The sequence below is a fragment of the Streptomyces sp. NPDC002276 genome (genome assembly GCF_053891435.1).
Map to the genome: position 1 here is coordinate 35,782 of NZ_JBSFCQ010000021.1, position 26,019 is coordinate 61,800.

Annotated in this window: 23 protein-coding genes and 1 pseudogene; 14 read left to right on the forward strand and 10 right to left on the reverse strand. The window is 70.0% G+C overall.

Annotated elements, in window-relative coordinates:
- Nucleotides 1-65: 65 nt before the first annotated feature.
- The 4 genes from ACWIHT_RS38825 to rsmI form a co-directional block, all read right to left on the reverse strand.
- Nucleotides 66-1,376 (reverse strand): ubiquitin-like domain-containing protein, encoded by a 1,311-nt coding sequence (locus ACWIHT_RS38825; RefSeq protein WP_456173220.1) that lies wholly within the window; start codon nt 1,374-1,376, stop codon nt 66-68.
- A 131-nt stretch (nt 1,377-1,507) separates the two neighbouring features.
- A complete protein-coding gene (locus ACWIHT_RS38830) occupies nt 1,508-2,413 on the reverse strand; it encodes a TatD family hydrolase (RefSeq protein ID WP_456173221.1) in 906 nt (301 codons plus the stop codon).
- A gap of 47 nt (nt 2,414-2,460) precedes the next feature.
- Nucleotides 2,461-2,889 (reverse strand): hypothetical protein, encoded by a 429-nt coding sequence (locus tag ACWIHT_RS38835; RefSeq protein WP_456173222.1) that lies wholly within the window; start codon nt 2,887-2,889, stop codon nt 2,461-2,463.
- Between the two features lie 281 nt (nt 2,890-3,170).
- Nucleotides 3,171-4,022: a 16S rRNA (cytidine(1402)-2'-O)-methyltransferase gene (rsmI, locus tag ACWIHT_RS38840; RefSeq protein ID WP_456173223.1), complete on the reverse strand. Its 852-nt coding sequence runs from the start codon at nt 4,020-4,022 to the stop codon at nt 3,171-3,173.
- A 95-nt stretch (nt 4,023-4,117) separates the two neighbouring features.
- On the opposite strand from rsmI, the gene ACWIHT_RS38845 reads away from it, so the two are divergent.
- Complete coding sequence (locus tag ACWIHT_RS38845) at nt 4,118-5,860, forward strand: dolichyl-phosphate-mannose--protein mannosyltransferase (protein ID WP_456173225.1); 1,743 nt, start codon at nt 4,118-4,120, stop codon at nt 5,858-5,860.
- Between the two features lie 225 nt (nt 5,861-6,085).
- Here the strand turns inward: ACWIHT_RS38845 and fxsT are convergent, their stop codons facing one another.
- Nucleotides 6,086-8,884 carry an FxSxx-COOH system tetratricopeptide repeat protein gene (gene fxsT / locus ACWIHT_RS38850; protein ID WP_456173226.1) on the reverse strand — a complete coding sequence of 933 codons (2,799 nt, stop codon included), beginning with the start codon at nt 8,882-8,884 and terminating at the stop codon, nt 6,086-6,088.
- A gap of 659 nt (nt 8,885-9,543) precedes the next feature.
- Nucleotides 9,544-9,831: a hypothetical protein gene (locus ACWIHT_RS38855; RefSeq protein ID WP_456173227.1), complete on the reverse strand. Its 288-nt coding sequence runs from the start codon at nt 9,829-9,831 to the stop codon at nt 9,544-9,546.
- Nucleotides 9,832-9,997: 166 nt separating this feature from the next.
- On the opposite strand from ACWIHT_RS38855, the pseudogene ACWIHT_RS38860 reads away from it, so the two are divergent.
- A pseudogene (locus tag ACWIHT_RS38860) lies at nt 9,998-10,221 on the forward strand (cupin domain-containing protein); the annotation flags it as partial.
- A 259-nt stretch (nt 10,222-10,480) separates the two neighbouring features.
- Here the strand turns inward: ACWIHT_RS38860 and ACWIHT_RS38865 are convergent.
- Together ACWIHT_RS38865 and ACWIHT_RS38870 are read right to left on the reverse strand one after the other, a co-directional pair.
- Nucleotides 10,481-10,918 carry an ATP-binding protein gene (locus tag ACWIHT_RS38865; protein ID WP_456173228.1) on the reverse strand — a complete coding sequence of 146 codons (438 nt, stop codon included), beginning with the start codon at nt 10,916-10,918 and terminating at the stop codon, nt 10,481-10,483.
- Nucleotides 10,915-11,142 (reverse strand): hypothetical protein, encoded by a 228-nt coding sequence (locus ACWIHT_RS38870; protein WP_456173229.1) that lies wholly within the window; start codon nt 11,140-11,142, stop codon nt 10,915-10,917. The genes ACWIHT_RS38865 and ACWIHT_RS38870 overlap by 4 nt, the downstream gene beginning before the upstream one ends.
- A 118-nt stretch (nt 11,143-11,260) precedes the next feature.
- On the opposite strand from ACWIHT_RS38870, the gene ACWIHT_RS38875 reads away from it, so the two are divergent.
- The 4 genes from ACWIHT_RS38875 to ACWIHT_RS38890 all read left to right on the forward strand — a co-directional run bounded on the left by ACWIHT_RS38875 (nt 11,261) and on the right by ACWIHT_RS38890 (nt 15,890).
- Entirely contained in the window at nt 11,261-12,112 is an 852-nt protein-coding gene (locus tag ACWIHT_RS38875; protein WP_456173230.1) for a helix-turn-helix domain-containing protein, read from the forward strand.
- Complete coding sequence (locus ACWIHT_RS38880) at nt 12,093-12,368, forward strand: DUF397 domain-containing protein (protein WP_456173231.1); 276 nt, start codon at nt 12,093-12,095, stop codon at nt 12,366-12,368. The genes ACWIHT_RS38875 and ACWIHT_RS38880 overlap by 20 nt, the downstream gene beginning before the upstream one ends.
- 82 nt (nt 12,369-12,450) lie before the next feature.
- Nucleotides 12,451-14,085, forward strand: coding sequence for a penicillin-binding transpeptidase domain-containing protein (locus tag ACWIHT_RS38885; protein WP_456173232.1), 1,635 nt, complete (start codon nt 12,451-12,453; stop codon nt 14,083-14,085).
- A 182-nt stretch (nt 14,086-14,267) separates the two neighbouring features.
- Nucleotides 14,268-15,890, forward strand: coding sequence for a penicillin-binding transpeptidase domain-containing protein (locus ACWIHT_RS38890; RefSeq protein ID WP_456173233.1), 1,623 nt, complete (start codon nt 14,268-14,270; stop codon nt 15,888-15,890).
- 21 nt (nt 15,891-15,911) lie between these two features.
- Here the strand turns inward: ACWIHT_RS38890 and ACWIHT_RS38895 are convergent, their stop codons facing one another.
- Nucleotides 15,912-16,265 (reverse strand): SsgA family sporulation/cell division regulator, encoded by a 354-nt coding sequence (locus ACWIHT_RS38895; RefSeq protein ID WP_456173234.1) that lies wholly within the window; start codon nt 16,263-16,265, stop codon nt 15,912-15,914.
- Nucleotides 16,266-16,435: 170 nt separating this feature from the next.
- On the opposite strand from ACWIHT_RS38895, the gene ACWIHT_RS38900 reads away from it, so the two are divergent.
- From ACWIHT_RS38900 to ACWIHT_RS38935, 8 genes are all read left to right on the forward strand, one after another.
- Nucleotides 16,436-17,461 carry an energy-coupling factor ABC transporter permease gene (locus ACWIHT_RS38900; RefSeq protein ID WP_456173235.1) on the forward strand — a complete coding sequence of 342 codons (1,026 nt, stop codon included), beginning with the start codon at nt 16,436-16,438 and terminating at the stop codon, nt 17,459-17,461.
- Between the two features lies 1 nt (nt 17,462).
- Nucleotides 17,463-18,224 (forward strand): cobalt ECF transporter T component CbiQ, encoded by a 762-nt coding sequence (cbiQ, locus tag ACWIHT_RS38905; RefSeq protein ID WP_456173236.1) that lies wholly within the window; start codon nt 17,463-17,465, stop codon nt 18,222-18,224.
- A complete protein-coding gene (locus ACWIHT_RS38910; protein WP_456173237.1) occupies nt 18,200-18,976 on the forward strand; it encodes an energy-coupling factor ABC transporter ATP-binding protein in 777 nt (258 codons plus the stop codon). The genes cbiQ and ACWIHT_RS38910 overlap by 25 nt, the downstream gene beginning before the upstream one ends.
- The gene (locus ACWIHT_RS38915) at nt 18,973-19,440 is read left to right on the forward strand and encodes a MarR family winged helix-turn-helix transcriptional regulator (RefSeq protein WP_456173238.1); all 468 of its coding nucleotides are present in this window, start codon (nt 18,973-18,975) and stop codon (nt 19,438-19,440) included. The genes ACWIHT_RS38910 and ACWIHT_RS38915 overlap by 4 nt, the downstream gene beginning before the upstream one ends.
- Nucleotides 19,441-19,581: 141 nt before the next feature.
- Nucleotides 19,582-20,037, forward strand: coding sequence for an organic hydroperoxide resistance protein (locus ACWIHT_RS38920; protein ID WP_456173239.1), 456 nt, complete (start codon nt 19,582-19,584; stop codon nt 20,035-20,037).
- A gap of 37 nt (nt 20,038-20,074) precedes the next feature.
- Entirely contained in the window at nt 20,075-21,238 is a 1,164-nt protein-coding gene (locus ACWIHT_RS38925) for a serine hydrolase domain-containing protein (RefSeq protein WP_456173241.1), read from the forward strand.
- A 67-nt stretch (nt 21,239-21,305) separates the two neighbouring features.
- The gene (locus tag ACWIHT_RS38930) at nt 21,306-22,778 is read left to right on the forward strand and encodes a metallophosphoesterase (protein WP_456173242.1); all 1,473 of its coding nucleotides are present in this window, start codon (nt 21,306-21,308) and stop codon (nt 22,776-22,778) included.
- A gap of 38 nt (nt 22,779-22,816) precedes the next feature.
- Entirely contained in the window at nt 22,817-23,236 is a 420-nt protein-coding gene (locus tag ACWIHT_RS38935) for a RidA family protein (RefSeq protein ID WP_456173243.1), read from the forward strand.
- Nucleotides 23,237-23,283: 47 nt separating this feature from the next.
- On the opposite strand, the gene ACWIHT_RS38940 is transcribed toward ACWIHT_RS38935, so the two are convergent.
- Complete coding sequence (locus ACWIHT_RS38940; protein WP_456173244.1) at nt 23,284-26,019, reverse strand: phosphoesterase; 2,736 nt, start codon at nt 26,017-26,019, stop codon at nt 23,284-23,286.

The window sequence follows — 26,019 nt, forward strand, 5'->3', positions numbered from 1 at the left end:
TTCTTCGTCTGCCGGTCCGCTGTGGCTGGTCGCGCAGTTCCCCGCGCCCCTTAGGGGCGCACACCTTAACCGTGTAGACGGGTCCCGCAGTGCGGCCAGGGACTTGCACCCCTGCGCACGTACAGCTTCTTCGCCCTGAAGGTCTGTTCCTCCGCGCTCGCGTCCTGCGGGTGGCCCGAGCCGCCGAGGCTGTGCCAGGTGTGGGTGTCGAACTGGTAGAGGCCGCCGTAGGTGCCGGAGGGGTCCACCGCGGCGGGGCGGCCGCCGGATTCGCAGGTGGCGAGGCCGTGCCAGTTGAGCTGGTCGGCGCCCTGTACCGAGGTGGGCATGGGTTTGGTGCCGACCTTCACGAGCTGGGAGCGGGGTTCGCGGACCAGTTCCTCGTCGACGCGGCGCGGTTTCTCCTTGACGCCGTTGACCGTGCGGAGGGCGTAGGTGACGCGGCGCAGGCCCGGTCGTCCGGCGCGTTCGACGACCTCCGTGCCCTTGAAGAGGGTGGGATCGTCGGTGCGTTCCACCGCGAAGGGGATCGCCTCCTCGCGGATCTCGCGGGTGCCGGTGACCCGCAGGACCGTGATCGTCTGGCCGTCGCGCGGGAAGTTCCCCGGCGGGACCGAGGTGGCGTCCTCGCCGTGCAGGCCGATGCCCGCCTCCTGGACCGCCTCGCCGACCGTCGCCGCGTTGGTGCGGATCGTACGGGCGCGGCCGTCGGCCATGATCGTGACGGTGCGTTCGGTGCGTACGTCGAGGGCGAGTCCGGCGCGGCCGATGGGCTGGGAGCGGGAGGTCGAGACGTAGGCGCCCTCCGCCCGTACGCCGAGTTGTTCGAGGGCGCCGTCGACCGTGCGGGCCGTCGTCCACACCTCGCGCCGCTGCCCGTCGATGGTGAGCCGCACGGGGCGGCCGTAGCGGACCGCGACCTCGTCGCCGCTGGCGAGGTCCGCGTCCCGGCCGGGGGCCACCACGTCGTGCTCGCCGACCTCGACGCCCTGCTGGGCGAGGAGTTCGGTGACGTCGTCGGCGAAGGTGTGCAGGGTGCGCGGCTTGCCGTCGACGCTCAGTTCGATCGCCTTGTCCTTGGCGACGAACGCGGTGGTGCCGCCGGCGAGGAAGGCGACGACCAGGGCCTGCGGAACCAGCCGCCGCATGGTGGAGCCCGTGGACGTGGAGGCCGTACGGTCGGCTCTTCGTCTGCGGTCCGCGCGGCCCGGCGCGACGGTCACCGCCTGGCGCGGGAACACGGGCTCCGGCGCCTCATAGGCGGGGCGGTACGTGTCCTCGTACACCTGGGTCGCGTCCGTGCGGTCGGTGTACTCGTCGTCGCGCACACCGCGGTCGTACGTCTCGTAGGTCTCGTAGGTCTCGTAGTTGCTCACGCCGACACGCTCCAGAAGGCCAGAAGGGTCCGGATCGGGCCAACAGAACCTAGCGGAGCGACCGTCACTCTCCAAAGCGGCGCGGCTACTCAGGGTTGTGTTCGAAAGGGGCGCCAAGCCTCGGTGGAGCTTCAGTAACCGAAGGCGCGGGCCGTGTTGCTGGCGAGAGCCGTCGACAGGGCGTCCTCGTCGATGCCCCGGACGGCGGCCATCGCGCGGACCGTGACCGGAATGAGATAGGGCGCGTTGGGCCGTCCGCGGTACGGAGCGGGGGTCAGGAAGGGGGCGTCCGTCTCCACCAGGACCAGTTCGAGGGGGGCCACGGCGAGCGCGTCGCGCAGGTCCCGGGCGTTCTTGAAGGTGACCGTGCCGGCGAACGACATGAAGTACCCGGCGCTCGCGCAGAGTTCGGCCATCTCGGCGTCGCCGGAGTAGCAGTGGAAGACGGTCCGCTCGGGGGCGCCCTCCTCCTTGAGGACGCGCAGGACGTCGGCGTGGGCGTCGCGGTCGTGGATGACCAGGGCCTTGCCGTGCCGCTTGGCGATCTCGATGTGGGCGCGGAAGGACCTCTCCTGCGCGGCCTTGCCCTCGGGTCCGGTGCGGAAGTAGTCGAGGCCGGTCTCGCCGACGCCCTTGACGTGCGGGAGTCCGGCCAGGCGGTCGATCTCCGCGAGGGCCTCGTCCAGGGCCGTATCGCCGCCGGGGGTTCGCGCGCCCTGCCTGGACCAGCCGTCGGGGTCGCCGTGGACGATGCGCGGGGCCTCGTTCGGGTGGAGGGCGACCGTCGCGTGGATCGCGTCGTGGCGGGCGGCCGTCTCGGCGGCCCAGCGGGAGCCCTTCACGTCGCAGCCGACCTGCACAAGCGTCGTGACACCGACCGAGGCCGCCTTGGCGAGCGCCTCCGCCACCGTGCCGGACTGCATGTCGAGGTGGGTGTGGGAGTCGGCGACCGGCACCCGGAGGGGCTCCGGGAGCGGAGGCGCGGACTTCTCGACGGTCTTTTCGGTCCTGTCGGTCTTGTCGCTGGAGGCAGGCATGCCCCGATCCTACGAAAGGGGCATGCCCGCCCGGTCGCCGGAGGCGGTCAGCTCGCCTTGCGGTGGTGGTGGAACGGGTGGAGCAGGTCGGACAGGTGCCAGTGGTGCTCGACGGGCTCCTGCCCGGGAGCCGCGGACTCGTCGGTGGCGTCCTCGGCTGCCGCCGCGGTGCGCGGCCGGGGCGCCTGGTACTGCCGCTGCGCCGCGTCCCGTACCGACGACACCTGGCCCGCCCGCATGATGCGCACGACATGCCCGTCGCAGTTGTGGCACGCGGGGCGGCTCAGGGGCGACGGCACGACCTGGCCGTCCGCCACGTACATGACGAACTGGTGGCCGTCGGTGTCGACGTGGTGCTCTATCTCGTATGCCTGCTCCCAGCCGTGCCCGCACCGCATGCAGGCGAAGGAGTACGACTCGTTCACCACGGCGGTGGCAGCGCCCCGGAGGCCGGTCTGCCCTGCGATCTCACTCATGCCAGCTCCTGCTTGCTTTCCGCTGGACAAGCGCCCCCGCGAGGGGATTCCCCCCGGAATCCCGTTGGAGGCGAGGGACGGGTGCGTCCCTCACTCCAGTGGACGCCTCGGGCAGGGCGAACGCACCAGACCTGTCGTCTGTTGGAGGCGATTTGGACTCTTCTTGTCAAATCGCCCCGGCCAGCCGGTCCTGGCTTTGCATTTCACGACACTGCTTTGCTCCGCCATGGGGCGCGTGCTCATGGGAGGAGCGCCCTGCTCAGAGGGGCCGTCTCCGCAGCTCAGAGAGGCTTTTGCGTGGTCTTGGCGGCCACCACCGCATCGAACACCTCGCGCTTGGGAACACCCGCTTCGACCGCGACCGCGGCGATCGCTTCCTTTCGCCGCTCGCCCGCCTCCTCGCGCACCCGCACCCGCCGCACCAGTTCGTCCGCGCCGAGTTCCTCGGCCTGTTCCGGCGCCCCCTCCACCACGACGGTGATCTCGCCGCGCACGCCCTCCGCCGCCCACGCGGCCAGCTCGCCGACCGGGCCGCGCTTGATCTCCTCGTACGTCTTCGTCAGCTCCCGGCACACGGCGGCCCGCCGCTCCGCGCCGAACGCCTCCGCCATCGCGGCGAGGGTGTCGTCGAGCCGGTGCGGTGCCTCGAAATAGACGAGGGTGCGCCGCTCACCGGCCACCTCCCGCAGCCGCGACAGCCGTTCGCCCGCCTTCCGCGGCAGGAACCCCTCGAAGCAGAACCGGTCCACCGGCAGCCCCGACAGCGCGAGCGCGGTGAGCACGGCGGACGGCCCCGGTACGGCGGTCACCCGGATGTCCTTCGCCACGGCTGCGGCGACCAGCCGATACCCCGGGTCGGACACGGACGGCATCCCCGCGTCGGTCACCAGCAGCACCCGCGCCCCGCCGACCAGGGCCTCGACCAACTCCGGGGTGCGCGCGGACTCGTTGCCCTCGAAGTACGACACGACCCGCCCCTTGGGCTGCACCCCGAGCGCCTGGGTCAGCCGGCGCAGCCGCCGGGTGTCCTCCGCGGCGACCACGTCGGCCCCGGCCAGCTCCGCCGCGAGCCGGGGAGGAGCGTCCTGCATGTCGCCGATGGGGGTGCCCGCCAAAACAAGGGTTCCAGTCACGTTCCCATCCTCGCAGGGCCGACAGATCCGGACGCATCCGGACCGAGACCGCCCATGCACGGGACTCACACAGCGCTGTTCCCTACGATGGCGCGGTGACCAGTACCGCGTCCTCCACGGACACCCGGCAGGGCCAGGCCCCCCAAGAGCAGCGGCCGTCGTGGCAGCAGCGGCTGCGCCGTTTCGGCTATACGGCGGGGCCCAGAAGCGACGTACGGGACCGGCTGGTGCCGCCGTACGCGGAGCCCAGCCCCCGGCTGTGGGCGACGCTCGGCTTCTCGCCGGGGCTCGTCGACCGCATCACCCGCTGGTCGGCGTGGGGCGGCCCGCTGCTGGTCACGCTGATGGCCGGGGTGATGCGCTTCTACCACCTGGGCAGTCCGAAGGCGGTGATATTCGACGAGACGTACTACGCCAAGGACGCGTGGGCGCTGGTCCACCGCGGCTTCGAGGTCAACTGGGACAAGAACGCCAACGACCTCATCCTGAAGACCGGCGGCCACGTCTCGATCCCCACGGACGCGGCCTATGTCGTCCACCCGCCGGTCGGCAAGTACGTCATCGGCATCGGCGAACTGATCTTCGGCTTCAACCCCTTCGGCTGGCGCTTCATGACGGCGCTGCTCGGCACGCTGACCGTCCTGATGCTCTGCCGCATCGGCCGCCGCCTGTTCCGCTCCACGTTCCTGGGCTGTGTCGCGGGCGTCCTGATGTCGCTGGACGGCCTGGCCTTCGTGATGGCCCGCACCTCGCTGCTCGACGGCGTGCTGATGTTCTTCGTGGTGGCCGCGTTCGGCTGCCTGCTGATCGACCGCGACAAGGCGAGGGAGAAACTCGCGGCGGCACTACCGGCCGACGCCTACGGCCGCGTCCGCCCCGACGCGCACACCGCCGACACCCTCTCCCTCGGCTGGCGCCCCTGGCGCTGGACGGCGGGCCTGTTGCTGGGCCTCGCGATCGGCACCAAGTGGAACGGCCTGTACATCACGGCCGCGTTCGTCGTGATGATGCTGCTGTGGGACGTCGGCTCCCGCAAGGTCGCGGGCGCCCGCAACGCGTACGTGGCGGTCCTGAAGCACGACCTGGGCCTGGGCTTCGTGGCGACGATCCCGGTCGCCGTCGCGGTCTACCTGACCTCCTGGATCGGCTGGATCCTCTCCCCCGCGAACGGCACCGGCGGTTACTTCCGCAACTGGGCCGCGACCGACGGCAAGGGCGGCACCTGGAGCCACGTCCTGCCGGACTGGCTGCGCAGCCTGTGGCACTACGAGCACGAGGTCTACGAGTTCAACGTCGGCCTGCACTCGCCGCACACGTACATGTCCAACCCGTGGAGCTGGCTGGTCGACGGCCGCCCGGTCTCGTACTTCTACGAGTCTCCGTCCCCCGGCGCGGACGGCTGCCCCGTGAACGCCGGCGACAAGTGCGCCCGCGAGGTCCTCGCGATCGGCACGCCGATGCTGTGGTGGGCGGCCTGCTTCGCGATCCTCTACGTCCTGTGGCGCTGGGCGTTCCGCCGCGACTGGCGCGCGGGAGCGATCGCCTGCGGCGTCGCGGCCGGCTACCTCCCCTGGTTCCTCTACCAGGACCGCACGATTTTCTTCTTCTACTCGATCGTCTTCCTCCCGTTCCTGTGCCTGGCGGTGGCGATGCTCATCGGCGCGATGATCGGCCCACTGGACTCCAACGACACCCGCAGGGTCACGGGGGCGGTCGGGGCGGGGGTGCTTGTCCTGCTGATCACTTGGAACTTCATCTACTTCTGGCCGCTTTATACGGGGACGTCGATTCCTATTGATCAGTGGCGGTCTCGGATGTGGCTGGATACGTGGGTGTAGGTGGGGGGCGAGTTTGGGGAGGGGCGCGGCAAGTGGCTGCGCCCTCTTGGGTGTTGGGGGGTGTTGGCGGGGGTGACTGGTCGCCTTTGGAGGGACGGAGGGCGGTCCGGGTCTGGGCGCTGGCAGGTTTACGGCGGGCTGGGTGTGGCTGGTCTGACGAGGCGGTTTGATTGCCGTCGCATCTCTTGGGGGACGCCTTGGGGGATTTCCACGCCCTGAGGCGTATCAGCCATCGTTCGGCTGGGTGAGGCTGGCGAGCAGTCTTGCGGTGTTCAGGGTGTCGGGGTGGTCCTCACCCAACACCTGCCGCCGCCGGGCCAGCGTGTCCTCGCACAACTCCAACGCCTCCTCCACCCGACCCACAGCCGCGAGATCAGCCGCCAGATTGAACGCGGTGATCAGGGTGCCGGGGTGGCCCTCACCCAACACCCGCCGCCGCCGGGCCAGCGTGTCCTCACCCAGCACCACCGCCTCCTCCACCCGACCCACAGCCGCCCACCGGATCGCCAGATTGGACGCGGTGATCAGGGTGTCGGGGTAGTCCTCACCCAGCACCAACCGCTGCCGGGCCAGCGTGTCCTCACCCAACGCCACCGCCTCCTCCACCCGACCCACAGCCGCCCACCGGATCACCAGATTGGACGCGGTGCGCAGGGCGTCGGGGTGGTCCTCACCCAACACCCGCCGCCGCCGGGCCAGCGTGTCCTCACCCAACGCCACCGCCTCCTCCACCCGACCCACAGCCACCAGCCAAACCGCCACATTGGACGCCGTGATCAGGGTGTCGGGGTAGTCCTCACCCAGCACCAACCGCTGCCGATCCAGGGTGTCGTCACCCAGCCTCACCGCCTCCCCCACCCGACCCACCGTCGCCAGGTCAGCCGCAAGATTGGACGCGGAACCCAGGGTGTCGGGGTGGTTCTCACCCAACACCCGCCGCCGCCGGGCCAGGGTGTCCTCACCCAACGCCACCGCCTCCCCCGCCCGACCCGCCGCCGCCAGCCGAACTGCCAGATTGGACGCCGTGATCAGAGTGTCGGGGTCGTCCTCACCCAGCACCTGCCGCTGCCGATCCAGGGTGTCCTCACCCAGCTCCAACGCCTCGCCCTCCCGGCCCACCATCGCCAGCCTATTGGCCAGGCTGGACGCAGCTCCCAGGGCGTCGGGGTGGTCCTCACCCAGCACCCGCCGCCGCCGTTCAAACAGGTCCCGGTGTAGGGCATAGGCGCGGTCATGATGTCCAACGGCAGTGGATGCCCTGGCCAAGTAGTTGACGGCCCACCACGTGTGAATGGAATCCGGACCCAGCAGAGTGATCCAGGTTTCGTAGAGGTCTTCAAGGCGGGGCAGGACCGCTGCTGCGCTGCCGCGGTCCATGAGGTAGACAGCCGCTTCGCATGCTGCGAAACGGGCTTGCGCGGTGGCCAGGTCAGTGGGGTCGATCGCCAGCAGGTGAGGCAGCAGGTGCGGCCAGCGAGGCCAGGAACCGGGATCCCCCACCCCGCCTGGGAAGGCCGCAGCGAGCAACATACTGGCGTTGCGCGCCGCGGCGACACGCTCCTCGGCGGTGAGCTGGTCTTTGAGGACGGCCTGGGTCAGACGGTGCAGGTGCAGGCTCCCGCCCGCCACCCGGGCCAGCCCACGCTGGTGGAGTGCCAACAGGACACGGCTTCTGGTGCGCCTGTCCGCTACCACCTGGCCCACGGACGACTCCTCGTCAACCTCTTCCGGAGTGACGGTGGGCAGGGCAAACGGTTCCGGAGCCAGCAGCGCACAGGCATTCATCAAGTCAGCCGCCTCCGGGTCCTGTTCCCGCAGCCGTTGCATGCTCAGTCGAATCTGCGCGGCCAGCGACCATGGGTAATCCCGCGGCCTGCCCTCATCGGTGATCGCGCTGGCCTTGCTGACCAACAACTCCAGATACTCGTCCACGGCCGTCGTCCTCAGCACCGCAGCCGCCTGGACCAGGGCCAACGGCAGGTCATCCAACGCCTCCGCCAGCCGCCCCGCATCCGCCTCCGTGAGCCATGGCGTCCGACTGCGCAGCAGATCGATCGACTCCCGCCGCGCCAGCACATCGATATCCAACGGCGCGGCCACACCATGCCAGTCCGGGTTACGAGAGGTGATCAGCACATGCCCCGCCCCAGACGGCACGAAGTGCGCCAGCGCCTCAGGGTCCTCCGCGTTGTCGAATGCGACCAGCCACCGCGACCGCGCCCCCAACGCACGCCCCAGCGCCCGCACCGCCTCTTCCAGAGGCATATCCGCCTGCGCAGTCCCCATCTCAACCGCCAGCATCGCCAACTGCCCAGGAATCAGCGCCGGATCCTCAGCCCGCACCCACCACACCAGCTCGTACTCCCCGCAGAACCGGTGCGCGTACTCAGCCGCGAGCTGCGTCTTGCCCACACCGCCACGGCCATCCAGCGCCACCACCGCCACCGGACGACCGCCCGTCAGGCGCCCCCGTACCTCCACCAACAACTCGTCCCGGCCCACGAACCCCGCATTACGCGCCGGAACGTTCCACACCCCCGGCAACGTCCCCGGCAGCCGAGGCCCGTTCGCCCCACCCCTGCCCGGCGGAAACCCCGGAGCCACCAACGGAACCCCCGCCGGCCCCGCCACCGCCCCCAGCAACACCTCCCGCGCCTTCTCCTCCCCCAGACCGAACAGCGCGGGCGCACGCAACGCCCGCACCATCGGCCGCACGACACAGTCCTCGATCCGGAGTGGGATCAGCTTCTCGCGGGCGGCAAGCTTCGCCGTCCACTCCTCCGTGGTCCACCGTTCCGAGTCGAAGTACGCGGCCGAGAACAACGCCACCGTCGGCCCGGCGGCCAAAGCCCGGTCCATGTTCTGGATGACGTTCTCGCCGGCGCCCCAGTGCCAGACGGCCAACTCGACCTCGTACCCGGCATCCTGCAACTGCCAGGCCACCCACTCCGCCCACGCCTGGTCCGCCTCCGCGTGCGAGATGAACAACCGTGGTCCGCCCGGCACAGCCTCGACACCCGCCACGTGAACCCCCGTACCAGCCCCGCCCCCTACCACCACACGAGACTAGAACCCACCCAGACCACCGCACACAGGCTTTCGACCAAGTCGCCGTTGTTCAGTGGTCGTTATTGGTCGTGCTGCCCCTGCCTGTGACGCAACCTCGTCGCGCCGACGACGGCGACGAAGAGACTGCCGCCTACCGCCATCGGGAGTTCAGAGGTGAAGGGCCTCAGAGGCGGGTGGCCGAAGAAGGTTCGAGCGCATTCGATTCCGAGTAGGGCGGCTGTCAGGATGATCGCCCACAGGATCGGTACGACCAGCCATGTGCTCCGGGTGCTCAGCCACCTGTTCATTCGGCGCCTCCCGCCCGACGCGCCCTGGTGAACACTCCCGCTCGGATCTGAAGCACCACACCGAGCACGACAAGTCCCAGGGCAAGGGTGGAAACCACCAACCCCACTCCGGACGAGACGCCGAGAAGCCTGGCTCCGCCGTCAAGAACGAAGCCGCCCCCCATCGCTATCCGACCCCAACCGGACTTACGCGACTGCGCTTGCGGTGCGACTCCCCGGCCTATCAAGGCCAACACGCCTACGGCTACGACGAAGCAGCCGGCACCCAATGTGATCCACCCAGACATGGCAGACATGGCACCCCCCGCGGGAAGGTTAGCGGGAGGGCTACTGGACGGCCGCGACCACCCCCGCCGTCATCCCCCGGGCCGTCGTCACGAGCGCCGCGACCGCCTCCTCAGGGCCCAGGCCGCAGAGGTCCAGCAGCGCGAACAACGACTCCGCGCTGATGACCAGCGCGAGGCCGCGGGTCAGTTGGTCCACGGTCTCGCGGTGTGCGGGGCCGCAACTCGCCGCCCAGGGGGCCAGGGCGTGGTCGATGAGGCCGAAGCGGTGGGCGGGGCGGTCCTTGGAGGTCGAGGGCTTCGCGATGGTCGCGGCGACCACCGCCCGCACCGCGCCCTGTCTGCGCAGGACCGCCCGGCCGAGAACCTCCGCGGCCTGGGCGATCCGTTCGACCGGGTCGTCGCTGTCCGTCCGTAAGCGCAGGACCTCGAACCACCCCTAGGGTCCTGGCCGTTGGCAACCCCACAACGCCACAACCGTCAACGGACCGGCGACGATCCAGATCCTTGAGGACGGCAGCAACACCGAACACCGCCTGGGAATGGGCGAGATCACCGTCCCCGCGCACACCGGCGGCCCGCCGCAGCACCGCCACGCGCAGCACGACGAGGAGTTCTACGTCCTCTCGGGCAACGTGCGGTCACCGTCGGGGAGGACGACTACGACGCCGGAGCCGGTACGTGGGTCATGGTCCCGCCGGGCGCCCCGCACACGTTCGCCTTCGCACTGGTGGGAGGGATACGGCCCACCGCCCTGGGCGTGGCCGCCCTCGTCGCGCCTCTCGCCTGGCCCGGTCCCGCCGCCGCGCTCGTGCTGTGCGCGGCCGCCGCGGCACAGGTGGGCGACGCCGTCATCGGAGTCGCCACCCGGAAGACGACGATGATCGCGGGTGCCTCGTTCCTGACCGCGATCCACGTCGCGACGGCGGTCGCCACCGCCTGAGCGCCACGCGGCACCGCGCCGCGCCGCGCCGCGCGACTCACCCGCGACCGGCGGACGGGGCCTGGGACGCCGGGTCCCGCACCTCGCACCACACCACCTTCCCGGACACCCCCTGCTCCACCCCCCACCGCACCGCCACCGCGTCCAGCAGCATCAGCCCGCGCCCCGACTCCGCGCCGAGACCGGTGTCGGTGGTGGCGTCCAGGAGGACGGGCAGGGCGCGCGGGTCGGGGTCGGTCACCTCGACCCGGATACGGTCGTCGTCCAAGCCGCCCCGACCGACCCGGGTGACCCGCACCCGTACCGGCGTGCCCTCCCCCACGTGCCGGATCACGTTGCTCACCAACTCGCTGACGCACAGCTCCACTTCGGGGTGCGGGCCGTCGCCGCCGAGGTAACCGCGCACCGCGTGCCGTAGTTCGGGGACCGCCTTCGGTACGGCGAGCAGGGCGGCCTCGAAGTGTGTCGCGTTCACCGTTCCGCCGCCTCCGCCTCACGGAGTACGGCGGCCAGGCGGCGGGCCGTGTCGAGGTTGCAGTTGCCCAGCGAGACCAGTCCCCCGGAGCCGGGCGCTGCCGCGAAGCTGGGCAGGTCGGCGCGGAGCGACGGAAGGGTGATGCCGTGGGCGGCGAGGGCGTCGCGGAGTTCCTCCGCGCAGAGGACCGTGTCGTAGGGGCTGGACGTGGGTTGTGGGGGCATCTCTACGTGCGCCTTTCTGTGCTCTCTGTGATGAATCACTCACACAGTGACGTGACAGGCCCTACCGTGAAAGGAGTTCGAGTTACGCCTGTCAACGAGCAAATGGCGGTGGTGAGTTGTGCCTCCTCGCAAGGACACCGACGCGTCGGCGAACGTCCCCTCCTTCTACGGCGCGGAGTTGCGCTTCAAGAGGGAACTGGCCGGTCTGACGCTGGAACAGTTGGCGGAGGGGAGTTATCGGGGGGTGCCGTTCCTGAGCCAGATCGAGCACGGGGAGCGGCGGATGCCGCTGGATCTGGCCCGGCATGTGGACAAGGCCCTCGGGACGGACGGGTTTTTCGAGCGCCGTTGTGAAGACGCGCGGAAGGCGAAGCAGTCAGGGCATGCGGAGTACTTCGCCGATGTCGCGGAGATGGAGCAGCACGCGGACAGCATTGAAGAATGGGCACCAACGCTGGTGCCAGGGCTGCTCCAGACATCGGCGTACGCGAACGCCGTCGTGCGCACCTCGCTCCCGTGGCTGCGCCCCGCGACCGTCAAGAAGCAGGTCGACGCCCGCCTGGATCGGGCCAAGCTCTGGAAGCGCGCAGACCCTCCGGCGTTCTGGGTGATCCTGCACGAGGGGCTGATCAGCAAGCCGCTGCTGCCGCCCGCCGAGATGGCCGATCAGCTGAACCACATGGCAAGCGTGGTCCGGTCAGCGCAGAGTGTTCTGCAGATCCTTCCGGAAACGACAGCGGCCCACCCGATGATGATGGGCATGATCAAAGTCATGACGTTCCCGGACGCGCCACCCGTGGTGTACACGGAGGGTCTCCACAGTGGCCAACTGATCGACTATCCAGCCCTCGTGAAGGACCATCGCAGGTCGTACGATCTGCTCAGGGCCACGGCGCTGTCCCCGGAGGCGTCTCTGGCCATGATCGATCAAGCGGCGAAGGACTATCGAAATGGCAAGCACCGAACATGACTTGAGCGCTGCGCGCTGGCGCAAGAGCAGCTACAGCAACGGCACTGGCGGCGAATGCCTGGAGGTCGCCGAAGCCTTCGTCGGTGCCGCCCGCTGGCGTAAGAGCAGCTACAGCAACGGCAGCGGCGGTGATTGTGTCGAGGTCGCCGACGGAGTCACCGGAACCGTCCCCGTCCGGGACTCCAAGGTCCCGGACGGCCCCGCCCTGCTGCTCCCCGCCTCCGCCTGGGCCCCCTTCGTCGCCAGTCTCCGTTAGGACAACAAAAGGAAACACCCCTCACAACTTTCCCCCACGCCCCATACAGTCGAAGCACTGTTAACGGGGAGGGGTAAGACCCATGCGCAAGGGGGTAAAGGCCACCGTCATCGGCAGTGTGTTCGCCGTGATGGTGGGAGGGGCGGGATACGGGGCGTACAACCTCGTTTCCGCACTGCACGACAGTTCAGGTGTAGGCGGTTCCGACGGTGGGCCCGCGTCCGTGAAGAGCGGGCCGCCTAGCGCTTCGGAGGTCAAGGCCACGACGGCCAAGTTCTTCGCGGCCTGGGAGAAGGGGCAGGCGGTGAACGCCGCGTCGTACACGAACAACGACGCCGCCGCCGACCCCGTACTGGAGTCCTACAGCGGGGCCGGGCACATCACCGGGGTGAAGATAACCCCCGGTACGACGACCGGGGCGACCGTGCCGTTCACGGTGCACGCGACGGTGTCGTACGACGGGAAGTCGAAGCCGCTGACGTACAGCAGCCAACTGACCGTCGTGCGCGGCAAAACCACCGGGCGGGCGCTGGTCGACTGGCAACCGGCCGTGATTCACCCGGAGTTGAAGAGCGGCGACACGTTCGTCACCGGGGAGTCCGCGAGCCCGGCGATCGAGGCCGTGGACCGGAACGGGACCGTGCTGACCAAGGAGAAGTATCCGTCGCTCGGGCCGATACTCGACGAGTTGCGGTCCAAGTACGGTGACAAGGCGGGCGGTTCGCCGGGGATCGAGCTGGCGATCAAGCACGAGGCCGAGGGCTCGGCCGACACCACGGTGCTGACCCTGGAGAAGGGCAAGGCCGGCAAGGTGCGTACGACGCTCAGCGCGAGCGCGCAGGCCGCCGCCGAGAAGGCCGTGACGAAGTACTCGGAGTCGTCGGTCGTGGCGCTCCAGCCGAGCACCGGGCAGGTGTTGGCGATCGCCAACCACCGTGACGACGGCTTCAACGCCGCGTTCCTGGGGCAGTTGGCGCCCGGTTCGACCATGAAGATCATCAGTGCCGCCACGTTCATCGACAACGGGCTGACCACGATGAACGGGCCCGCGCCCTGCCCGCCGTCCGCGGTGTCGGAGAGTCAGACCTTCCACAATCTGACGGGCCTCGCGCCGGACGAGAACGCGACGCTCGCCGAGAGTTTCGCGCGTTCCTGCAACACGGCGTTCGTGAAGTTCGCGGACTCGGTCAAGGTGGACTCGCTGACCCGGGAGGCCGAGGACCGTTTCGGGCTCGGCCGGGACAACTGGAAGACCGGCATCCCGTCCTTCGACGGCTCGGTGCCCGCGTCCGGCGGCCCGGACACCGCGGCGAACCTGATCGGTCAGGGCCAGGTGCAGATGAGCCCGCTGAACATGGCGTCGGTGACGGCGACCGCGAAGACGGGCACGTTCCGGCAGCCGGTGCTCGTGTCGCAGAGCCTCGACGACCGCCAACTGGCCACCGCCCAGGGCCTGTCGGCGAGTACGTCGACCCAGTTGCGGGCGATGATGTACCGCACCGCGACGAGCGGCACCGCGGCCGGGATCATGGCCGGGCTCGGTCCGAACATCGGGGCGAAGACGGGGTCCGCCGAGGTGGACGGGCAGTCGAAGTCCAACAGTTGGTTCACCGGCTACCGGGGCGATGTCGCCGCGGCGGCCATGACGCAGGACGGCGGCCACGGCATCGACGCCGCCGGACCGATCGTCCGGGCGGTACTGGCGGCGAGTGGCTGAACTCACTCCTGGTGGAAAGTGAACTCACCCGCACAGGACGGGACTCTAGGGTGGGCGTGGTCGTTGGGGTGTGAGAGGGCCGAGAGCGGCGGGGGCCCAAAGGGATTCGCGGAGGATCGGGAACTGTGGGCACGAGGGGCAAGAGAAGGCGCGTCGCCGAGCGACGGAAGGCGAGACCCGCCATGGTCGGCGGGGTGATCGCCGTGGCCGTCGTCGGCGCGGGCGTGGGCGCCTACGCGCTGTACGACGGCGGGGCGTCGGCCGAGGCGCGCACGTCGAACACCGCGGACCACAAGGCCATCAAGAAAGGCCCGTTGACGGCGGCCGAGGTCCAGACGACCGCGAAGCGGTACCTGGCCGACTGGCAGCAGGGCAAGGTCGCGCTGGCCGCCGCCGCGACGGACAAGTCGACGGCGGCCACCGCGCTGCTCACCGGCTACAGCAAGAACGCCCACATGAAGGGCATCACCGTCACCGAGGGCACCCCCACCGGCGCCAAGGTCCCGTTCTCCGTGAAGTGCACGGTGTCGTACAAGGGCATCAACAAGCCCATGACGTACGCCACTTCACTCACCGTCGTGCGCAGCGCGAAGGACGGCAAGCCGTATGTGCAGTGGCACGCCTCCGTCGTCCACCCGGATCTCGCGGACGGCGACACCCTGGTCACGGGCGAGTCCGGCACCCCGCCGATCAAGGCCTACGACCGGGACGGCGGCGAGCTGACGACCGCCAAGTACCCGTCCCTGGGGCCGGTGTTGGACGGGCTGCGAGAGAAGTTCGGCAAGAAGGCGGGCGGCAAGGCGGGCATCGAACTGCGGGTGGTCCGCGGCAAGACGTCCAAGGAGTCCGACAAGACGCTGGTCGAGCTGAGCAAGGGCACGCCCGGCAAGGTGAAGACGACGCTCAGCCCGACCCTCCAGGCGGCGGCCGAGACACAGGTCAGCAAGCAGAAGAACTCCTCGGTCGTGATGATGCGCCCGTCGACCGGCGAGATCCTGGCCGTCGCGAACGCCTCGCACGGCTTCAACGTGGCCTTCCAGGGCTCGTTGGCCCCCGGCTCCACGATGAAGATCGTGACGTCGACCATGCTCTTCGAGAAGAACCTCATCACCCCGGACGCGTCCCATCCCTGCCCCAAGACATACAAGTTGGCGGGCTGGACCTTCCACAACGACGACGACTCGGAGATCAAGAAGGGCACGTTCAAGATGGCCTTCGGGGCCTCCTGCAACAACGCCTTCATCAACTTCGCGCCCAAGCTGACCAACAGCAGCCTGACGACCGAGGCCCAGCAGGTCTACGGCCTCGGCATGAACAACTGGGCCATCGGCGTCCCCACCTTCGACGGCTCGGTCCCGGTGCAGAGCGGCGCGCAGATGGGCGCCTCGCTGATCGGCCAGGGCGGGGTCCGCATGAACCCGCTGAACATGGCGTCGGTCGCCTCGACGGTCGACACGGGCACCTTCCACCAGCCGTACCTGGTCTCCCCGACGGTCGACAACCGCACGATCGCCAAGGCCTCGCGCACGATGTCGTCCACGACCCAGGCGCAGCTGAAGGAAGTCATGAAGTACACCGCCGACTACGGCACGGCGGCCAAGGCGATGGCCGGGCTCGGCCCCGACTACGGCGCGAAGACCGGCTCGGCGGAGGTCGACGGCCAGAAGAAGCCCAACGGCTGGTTCACCGCGTACAAGGGCGACCTCGTGGCCGCCGGCGTGGTCCAGGCGGGCGGCCACGGCGGCGACACGGCGGGTCCGATCGTGGCGGCCCTGCTGAAACTGGGCGCGAGCCTCGGCGGCTGAGGCTCAGGCTCAGGCTCAGGCTCAGGTGGTGACGGGTGTGGCGGCCGTATAGGTCCGCCGCAGGAACCGCATGATCGTCTTCGTCTCGAACTGGACGACGGAGACGCCCTGTTCGGAGTGGAACTCGACGACCGCCTGCACCCGCCCGCACGGCCACACCCGCACCTCGCCACTGCCCGCCGGGGCGCGCAGCCCCTGCTCCAGCAGCTCCCGGTCGAAGGTCCACGCATGCGGTCCGGGCAGATCGATACGGACGGCCAACGGATCGGATTCGGGGTCGTACCGCAGGACGACGGGCACGGCGGCGGGGTCCAGCCGGTCCACGTCCTCGTCGGTGACGATATGGGCTCGCGCGTACTGTTCGACTACGGACATCGGGCGGCCCCTTACGCTGAGTGACCTGTGTGAAAGCTGTGCATCCGCTTCCACTACCCCAATGTCGCATATTTTCCCGGGCGCGCCCCTCGGGGCGACAGATCTCACATAACGAATGGGGATCTTCTCGCTCTTGCAAAGGACTCGCAACAACCATCTAAAATCATCCCGTGCATGTCCCTGACGGATTCATCGACGCCCCCATATCCGCCGCGACCGGAGTCGTCGCCGCCGGAGCCATCGCCGTGAGCCTGCGCGGCGCCCGCCGCGAACTGGACGAGCGCACCGCGCCCCTGGCGGGCCTGGTCGCCGCCTTCATCTTCGCCGTGCAGATGCTCAACTTCCCCGTCGCGGCCGGTACCAGCGGCCACCTGCTGGGCGGCGCGCTGGCCGCGATCCTCGTCGGCCCCTACACCGGCGTCCTCTGCGTCTCGGTCGTCCTGCTCATGCAGGGCATCCTCTTCGCGGACGGCGGACTGACCGCGCTCGGCGTGAACATCACCGACATGGCGATCACCACGACCGTCGTGGCGTACGCCGTCTTCCGCGGCCTGGTCAAGATCCTCCCGCGCACCCGCCGCTCGATCACGGCCGCGTCCTTCACCGCCGCCCTGCTCTCCGTCCCCGCCGCCGCCCTCGTCTTCACCCTCCTCTACGCCCTCGGCGGCACCACCGACGTCTCGATCGGCAAGGTCGCCACCGCGATGATCGGCGTCCACGTCCTCATCGGCGTCGGCGAGGCCGCGATCACCGCGCTCACGGTCGGCGCGGTGATCGCCGTACGCCCGGATCTCGTCTACGGCGCGCGCGGCCTGGAGCAGCGGTTGAAGCTGCGCGTGAACGGCGAACTCGTGGACGCCACGCCCGAGTTGGAGCCTGTACGTGCCTCGCACCGCAAGGTGTGGCTCACCGGCCTCGCCGCCTCCCTCCTCCTCGCCGGTTTCGTCAGCTTCTACGCCTCCTCGAACCCCGACGGCCTGGAGAAGGTCGCCGCCGACCAGGGCATCGACCGGACGGCGAAGGCGCACGCCTCGGCCGACTCCCCCCTCGCGGACTACGGCGTGCGCGACGTCGAGGACGCCCGGCTCTCCGGCGGGCTGGCGGGCGTGATCGGGGTCGGCGTCACGGTCGTGGCGGGCAGCGGGGTCTTCTGGGCGGTCCGCAGGCGCCGTAGCGCTTCCTCGCAGGCGGCCTGAGATGGGCGCGGGCCACGCCCACCGCCTCTACCGCCACGGCCACTCACGGGTCCACGCGCTGCCGCCGCACACGAAGCTGGCCGCTGTCTTCGCCTTCGTCGTGGTCGTGGTGTCGACCCCGCGCGAGGCGATGTGGGCGTTCGGGCTGTACGCGTCGCTGCTCGCGTGCGTGGCCTACGCGGCCCGTGTGCCCGCCGGCTTCCTGCTCCGCCGACTGCTGATCGAGGTGCCCTTCGTCGCCTTCGCGGTGCTGATGCCGTTCGTGGCGGAGGGCGAGCAAGTGACCTTCCTGGGGCTGGAGTTGAGCGTGAACGGCCTCTGGGGTGCCTGGAACGTCCTCGCCAAGGGCACATTGGGCGTCGCCGCCTCGGTCCTCCTCGCCGCCACCACCGAACTCCGCGAACTCCTCCTGGGCCTCCAGCGGTTGAGGCTCCCGCCGCTCCTCGTGCAGATCGCGTCGTTCATGATCCGCTACGGCGATGTCATCACCGACGAGATGCGGCGGATGCGGATCGCCCGCGAGTCACGGGGTTTCGAGGCCCGGGGCGTCCGCCACTGGGGCGTGCTCGCGAAGTCGGCGGGCGCGCTGTTCATCCGCTCCTACGAACGCGGGGAGCGGGTCCATCTGGCCATGGTGAGCCGGGGTTACGCGGGTTCCATGCCGGTGATCGACGAGGTGACCGCCGACCGGGCGCAGTGGTCGCAGGCCCTCGCACTCCCCTCCGCCGCCCTTGTCGTATGTCTGTTGGGATGGACCCTGTGACCGACTCCTCCTCGTTGGATGTCTCCGGGCTGGCCTTCGCCTACCCCGACGGCCATCAGGCCCTGTTCGGCGTCGACTTCACCGTCGCGCGCGGTGAACGGGTCGCGCTGCTCGGCCCGAACGGCGCCGGAAAAACCACCCTCGTGCTGCACCTCAACGGCATCCTCACCGGCGGCGCGGGGACGGTGACGGTGGCCGGACTCCCGGTCGGCAAGCGGCACATGGCGGAGATCCGGCGCCGGGTCGGGATCGTCTTCCAGGATCCCGACGACCAGCTCTTCATGCCGACGGTGCGGGAGGACGTGGCGTTCGGTCCGGCGGCGGCCGGGATGAAGGGTGCCGAGCTGGAGCAACGGGTGCGTACGGCACTGGAGTTGGTGGGGATGGCGGACTTCGCGGACCGGCCCCCGCACCATCTGTCGTTCGGGCAGCGGCGAAGGGTGGCCGTGGCGACCGTGCTGGCGATGGAGCCGGAGATCCTCGTCCTCGACGAGCCGTCCTCCAACCTCGACCCCGCCTCACGGCGCGAACTGGCCGACATCCTGCGGTCGTTGGACGTGACCGTCCTCATGGTCACGCACGACCTGCCGTACGCGCTGGAGTTGTGCCCGCGCTCGCTGATCCTGAGCGAGGGCGTGATCGCGGCGGACGGCGCGACCGGCGAACTCCTCTCCGACGACGCGCTGATGCGGGCCCATCGTCTGGAGTTGCCCTTCGGGTTCGACCCTCGGTCCGTGACAATGGGCGCGTGACGAACGAGGACCATACGGTTGCCGGGTCGCTCCTCCTCGACGAGCAGCTGTGCTTCGCGCTGTACGCGGCCCAGCGCGCGCTGACGGCCGCGTACCGCCCGCTCCTTGAGGAGCTGGAGCTGACCTACCCGCAGTACCTCGTCCTCCTCGTCCTGTGGGAGCGCGGCGAGAGCACGGTCAAGGACCTCTCGAACGCCCTGCGCCTCGACTACGGCACGCTGTCGCCGCTCCTGAAGCGTCTGGAGGCGGCCGGGCTCGTCCACCGCGAGCGCGCCCCGCACGACGAGCGGTCGGTGCTGGTCGCGTGCACGGAGCGCGGCAGCGCGTTGCGGGAGCGCGCGGCCCGGGTGCCGGGGGCGCTGCTCGCGGCGACGGAGCTGGAGATGCCGGAGGTCGTGCGGCTGCGCGCGGAGCTGTGGCGGCTGGCGGAGCGGGCGGGGGCAGCGGCGGAACGGGCCCGCTGACCTCGGGTTACCGGCGGTTGCTACCCCCTGCTGGCCACGTGTCACCTACCGGTCAGTATCTTGTGCACGATGTAGTTGCCCACTCCTGTCTTTCCGCCTTTTGTTTCCGTCCTGTGTTTCTGTTCTGGGGGAGGTCCCGCCATGACCGACGACGCCGCTGCCACCGCCGTCGACACCCGCCCAACGAAGATCATGTACGTCGCCGAGGCCACCGCCCACGGCGGCCGGGACGGCTTCGTCAGCAGCCAGGACGGCCAGCTCGCCCTCCAGGTCGCGATGCCCCCGGCGCTGGGCGGCGACGGCAACGGCACCAACCCCGAGCAGCTCTTCGCGGCGGGCTACAGCTCCTGCTTCCACAACGCGCTGGTCCTGGTCGGCCGTAGGGCGGGCTTCGACCTGACCGGCTCGACAGTCGCGGCGAAGGTCGGCATCGGCCCCAACAAGCAGCGCGGCTACGGCCTCGCGGTCGCCCTGAGCGTGTCCCTCCCGATCCTCGATCCGGACATCGCGGCGAAGCTGGTGGACGCGGCCCACGAGGTCTGCCCGTACTCCAACGCGACGCGCGGGAACATCGACGTCACGATCCTGCTTGGTTGAGGTAGGACAGCGGACCGGCGGGACCAGGAGTGCGGACGTGGACGTGAACGGCGTGGTGGCCCAGGGCTTCGAGCCGGTCAGGGAGGCGTTCGCGGCCAACTTCGAGGTGCGCGGGGACCTGGGCGCGGCCGTGACCGTGTACCGGGACGGGCACCGGGTCGTGGACCTGTGGGCAGGCACGAAGGACGTCGACGGCACCGCGCCCTGGCAGCGGGACACGGCCCAGATCGTCCGCTCGGCGACGAAGGGCGTGGCCGCCGCCGCGCTGCTGCTGCTCGCGCAGCGCGGTGAGCTGGACCTGGACGCTCCCGTGGGCGAGTACTGGCCGGAGTACAAGACGGCGGGCAAGGAACGCACCCTCGTGTGGCATCTGCTCGCGCACCGCGCGGGCGTGCCGGTGCTGGACCGTCCGCTGACCCCTGCACAGGCCGCCGACCCCGTGAGGGGCGCGGCGGCGGTCGCGGCCCAGGCGCCGGTGTGGGAGCCGGGCACGGACCACGGCTATCACGCGCAGACGTACAGCTGGCTGACCGGTGAGCTGGTGCGGCGGGTGACGGGACGGTCGATCGGCGCGTGGATCGCGGACGAGATCGCCGGGCCGGTCGGGGCGGACCTGTGGGTGGGGCTGCCGTCCGGTGCGGCGGGGCGGGTGGGGCGGGTGGCGCAGATCGAGGCGACCCCGCCGGACGCTCACGGCCTCCGCGTCCGCCCCAAGCGCTCGGTCTCCGAGGCCTACGCGAACCCCGACTCCCTCACCCGGCGCGCGTTCGGCGCGATCACCCCGATGCCGGACGAGAACGACCCCGCGTACCGGGCCGCCGTACTCCCCGCGTCGAACGGCATCGCGACGGCGGACGGCCTGGCCCGTTTCTACGCCTCGCTGATCGGCGAACTGGACGGCGGGACACGGCTGTTCACCCCGGAGACGGTCGAGCTGGCGCGCACCGAACGCTCGTCGGGCCCGGACCGCGTCCTGGTCGTGGGCACCCGTTTCGGCCTCGGCTACATGCTGCACGGCAGCGCGTCCCCGCTGTTGTCGGAGGGTTCCTTCGGTCACCCGGGCCGGGGCGGCGCGCTGGGGTTCGCGGACCCGGATTCGGGCATCGCGTTCGGGTATGTGACGAATTCGTTCAGGAAGAGTGTGACGGCTGATCCACGGGCGCAGGCCCTGGTCAGGGCGGTGCGTACCGCACTGTCGTAGCGCACTGGTACGGCTACGGCCGTCGGCACCACGGCCGGCGTTCACGACCCTGGGGCAACAATGGGGTATGCGCTGCTGCATCTCGGCTCCCCTCGCGGCCCTCGCCGCGCTCCCCACTCCCTACGACGTCCTGCGCTCCGGCACGCTCCTCGTCCCGGCGCTGCTGCGTGCCGCCCACGCCCGTCCCGGACGCGGTGGATTCCGCCAACTGGCCGCCGTCCACCTGGAGTTGGTCACCCTCACCGAGGACAGCGCGATCATCACCTGGCACACCCGGATACCCGGCACCGACGACGGTCTCGGCCACCCGCTCCCCGCCGTGACCGAGGGCGAGGTCGTCTACGGCACCCACCCGGGCCGACTGAACCGTGTCGCGGCCGAGGAGCGGCCCACCGCGCACCACCAGGTGGAGCTGACCGGCCTGGAGCCCGGGCAGACGTACTACTACCGGGCACGTTCCGCGGGCGTGACCGCCGTACCGACGCCGTTGCAGCACGTGCGCGGGAACGCCGTCGGCACCTCGCGGCACGGACTCGGCTCGCTGACCGGCACGTACTCCTTCACCACGCCCCAGCCCCCGCCCGGCAGGCATCTGCTGTCCATCGCCCTCTGCAACGACCTGCACCTCGGCGAGACCACCGCGGGCCGCATGGCGGGCTTCCCGCTGCTGCGCGGGGTGTCGCAGGCGGCGGGCCTCGCCGCCTATCCGGAGATCATGACCCGGGCCCTGGTCGAGGAGGCCAAGCGGCGCGGGGCGGACGTGCTGCTGGCCGCCGGGGACATCTCCGCGGGCGGATCGCCTGCGGACCTGGCGGAGGCCAGACGCATCCTGGACGGCTTCGGCACGCTGGGCCGGGACTATCTCGTCGTACGCGGCAACCACGACCGGGCGGGGAGTTCCGCCGACACGTTCCGGGAGGGGTTCGGTGACGGCTTCGGCGGCGGGCCCGGGTATTTCGCGCACGATCTCGGCGGGCTGCGGATCATCGGGCTCGACACGTATGCCAAGGCCGGTAACGGGGGTGACGCGGGTGGGCTCGGCGAAGAACAACTGTCCTGGTTCCGCGCGCGACTCAGGGCAGAGCCGGACCGGCCGACCGTCGTCTTCGGTCACCATCCGCTGACCGTACGGGACTCCGTGTTTCCGGTGACCCGGGGGCAGCAGCTCGATCGGCGGCAGGCGCGCGCGATCGTCGACGCGTATGCCTCGGCGCCGGGGGTTTTCCTGCACCACGCGGGGCACACCCACCGGAACAAGCGGACGCTGCTGGTGCGGGCGCCGCATGTCGTACAGCAGGAGGTCACCGCCGCGAAGGACTATCCCGGTGGGTTTCTGCTGCTGCGCGTCCACTCCGGGGGTTACGCCCTCAACCACTACAAGGCGGGCGGTGTCGAGGCGCGGGAGTGGGGGGAGCGGTCTCGACGGGTGGCGGGTGGGCTGTGGCCGCACCACGCGCTGGGGCGGGCGGCGACGGACCGCAACAGCGTGCGGGCCCATGATCTGTCCGGTGTCGGCTCGCTGGGAGTGCCTGTCGGCTGAGGACGGAATGGGCGGAGTGCTCGGGAGGTTGCCCGTCCATGACCCTCACGAACGACGCCGTTGACGGCCGTACGATCACCAACCCGCCCACGCTCCACGACCCCACCCCCTTCGGGTACAGCCATGCCGTGTCGGCACCCGGTGAACTCGTCTTCATCGGCGGGCAGTACGCGTCCGACGAGACGGGCGCACCGGTGCCGGGCGACTTCGCGGCGCAGGTGGACGTGGCCTTCGCGCGACTCCGGTCGGCCCTTGCGGGAGTGGGCCTCGGGTTCGAGCACGTGGTGCGGCTGGGTACGTTCGTCGTCGACCACGACCTTGCCAAGCTGGAGACTCTGGGCAAGGCGCTGCACACGCACTTCGGTGACCGTCTGCCGGCCCAGACGCTGAGCGGGGTCGCCTCGCTCGCGCTGCCCGGGATGCTGTTCGAGGTGGACGCGGTGGCGGTACGCCCCTGACCGGCGATGGCGCCGGTCAGGGACCGTTGACGCGTGGGGGGCTCCGGTCAGCCGTCGGACTCCGGGGACGGGAGGTAGGCGCCCGGTACGTCGTCCGGTGCGTAGATCTTGCTGTCGCCGGGGTACGGCTTGGTCCAGTTGTGGGTCTGGTACCAGGTGTAGCGGTTCATCTGGGTGGGGTTGGCGTAGTCGGGGACCGCGTGGGGGCCCGTGAGGCGTTGGTGGGAGGCCCAGGTCTTCCACTCTGCCGCGAGTGTCTTCTCGGCCGGGGGGATCGCGGTCGACGTCGGGGCCAGTCCCGCCGGGGTGTCCGAGCCGCAGGACGGCTGGGGGCTCACGCCCAGGGTGAGGGAGGTGCGGTTGGGGACCGCCGTGAACGGGGTGTTGTCGGGCTTGCTCGTGAAGGCGCCGTACATGGGGGTGGCCGCGCTGTCGAGCTGGTTCATCGGGTGGATGCCGAGGATCTGCTCGATCGTGCGGACCATGGTGATCTGGGAGTAGTAGTGGGCGTCGACCGTGGCGTGGTTGGCGTACGGGCTGATGATCTGGACCGGGGCCCTGTGGCCGTCCACGTGGTCGAGGCCTGCCTGGGAGTCGTCCTCTACGACGAAGATCGCGGAGTCCTTCCAGTACTTGCTGTGGGTGATCGTGTCGACCATCCTGCCGACCGCGAGGTCGTTGTCGGCGACCTCGGCGGCGGCGTTGGCGGGGCCGCCTGTGTGGTCGTTGGAGTACCAGAACATGTTCAGGTTCGCCGGGCCGTTCTTGGCGAAGTCCTGCTGCCAGATCTGCTCCTTGTAGATGTCCGGGACGTCGAGGTCGAAGAGCGGGAACCCTTGCACCGACACGTCGTTGAGGGAGGGGATCGCCGAGCCCGTCTTGATGGGGTAGGCGGTCCCCGCTCCGGTGGCGGCCATGTTCTTGCTGTCGCAGTACAGGTTCTGCCAGGTCGCGCCGGAGGGTTTCGTCTCCAGCGACTGGAACTCGCCGAAGTCCTTCACCGACTTGCCTGCCGCCTGCGCGCCGGTCCAGATGAACCCGGACTTCTGGTGGCCCAGGACGTCGTTCTCGGTGTCGTAGCTGCGCGTGTACTCACCGGCCGAGGACTCGGTGTACTCCGGATTGTCCGACTGCATCAGCCAGTTGTGGCCCTCGGCGGAGTTGGTGCCGATGTCGTAGAAGTTGTCGTAGAGCCCGAACTGCTGCGCCAGCGCGTGCTGGTTGGGCGTCACGTTCGCGCCGAACTGGGTGAGCGAGGCGTTGCCGTCGCCCTGCGGGAGGTCGCCGAAGACCTGGTCGTAGGTGCGGTTCTCCTTGACGAGCAGGAAGACGTGTTTGATCGTCGAGGGGTCGCCGAGCCGGGCGGGGACCGGGATCGCCTTCGCGTGGCTCTTGCCCTTGGCCGTGGTGACCGAGCCGGGCGTCCAGCCGTTCTGCTTGAAGACCTTGGCCGTCTGGGACTTGACGGTCAGGTCGCTGGGCAGCGTGAACTGCGTGAGGCTCGACGTGGTGTCGTGTGTGTTGTGGCCCGCCGCGTCGGGGCGGAGGGCGTCCACGCCCCGGGTGTTGGCGACGACGATCTGCTTGCCGTTGGCCGTGATGCCCGAGGGGAAGTAGTCGGTGGGGAGCAGGCCGACGTAACGGGCGGGCTGCTGCGGGGAGTTGTAGCGGTAGATGGCGACCGCGTTGGCGCGGCCGAGCGTGACCAGCAGCCGGCCGTCGTCGGTGAGCGTCACCGCATTCGGCTCATAGCCGACGGACGCCTCGGGCCACGGCTGGGTGGCGATCGTCTGGACGACCCTGCCCTTGCGGGTGTCGATGACCGACACGCTGTTGTCGGCGGTGTTGGTGACGAACACCGCGCCCTTCTTGGCGTACACGGCGGTCGGGTGCAGTCCTACGGCGATGGTGCCCACGGCGGCGGACGGGTCGGCGGTGTCGATGACGCTGACCGTGCCGGTGGTGCTGGCGCCCGTCTTCGGGTTCGCGGGCACGTCGGTGCCGTAGGAGTTGATGGTGGTGTCGCCGGGCTTCGCCGGGCGCCCGCCCTCGTTGCTGACGTACAACGTGCCGCCGACCAGGGCGATTCCGCGCGGAGCGGTGCCAACTGCCCAGGTCTGCTTGATGGTTCCGGTCGCCGCGTCGATGGCGACCACCTTGTTCTGGCCGTTGACCGCCGAGTAGACGGTGGAGCCGTCGGGGGAGAAGACTGCCGCGCCCACGAGGGCCTGCTTGGCGCCGTCCGCCGCGATCGGGACGGCGGTGGGGGCGGCGAGGGTGCCGTCGGCGTTGACGGTGAACTTGGTGTAGCCGCCTGCCTGTCCGAGCCACAGCTGCTTGCCGTCGGGCGAGTAGGTCGGGCCCTCCTGGCCGACGGCGCCGCTGCTGATACGCAGGTCGTCCGCCGTGCTGGTGCCGATCTTCTGCTTGATCCGCCCGGTCGCCAGGTCCATGACCACCAGAGAGGCGTCGCCGTCGGCGATCGAGGCGGCGAGGTGCGTGCCGTCCGGGCTGACCGTGGACGACATGATCTTGCCGTCGTTGATGACGGTGCGGGTGCCGTACGGCTTGATGTACTGGTCGCTGGAGATGACCTGGCCGTTGGCCGTGGCCTGGCCGACCTGCTGGGTGCCGAACTGGTACGTCGAGGCGACCGCCGTGCCCGTGACGCCGAGGGCGACGGCGATACCCGTCGTCACCAGCAGTGCCCGGCGGCCGACGTGTCTGCCGAAGAGGTTGACCTGTTTCTTCTCACTGATCCGACGCTGGCGGGTTACCTGCAC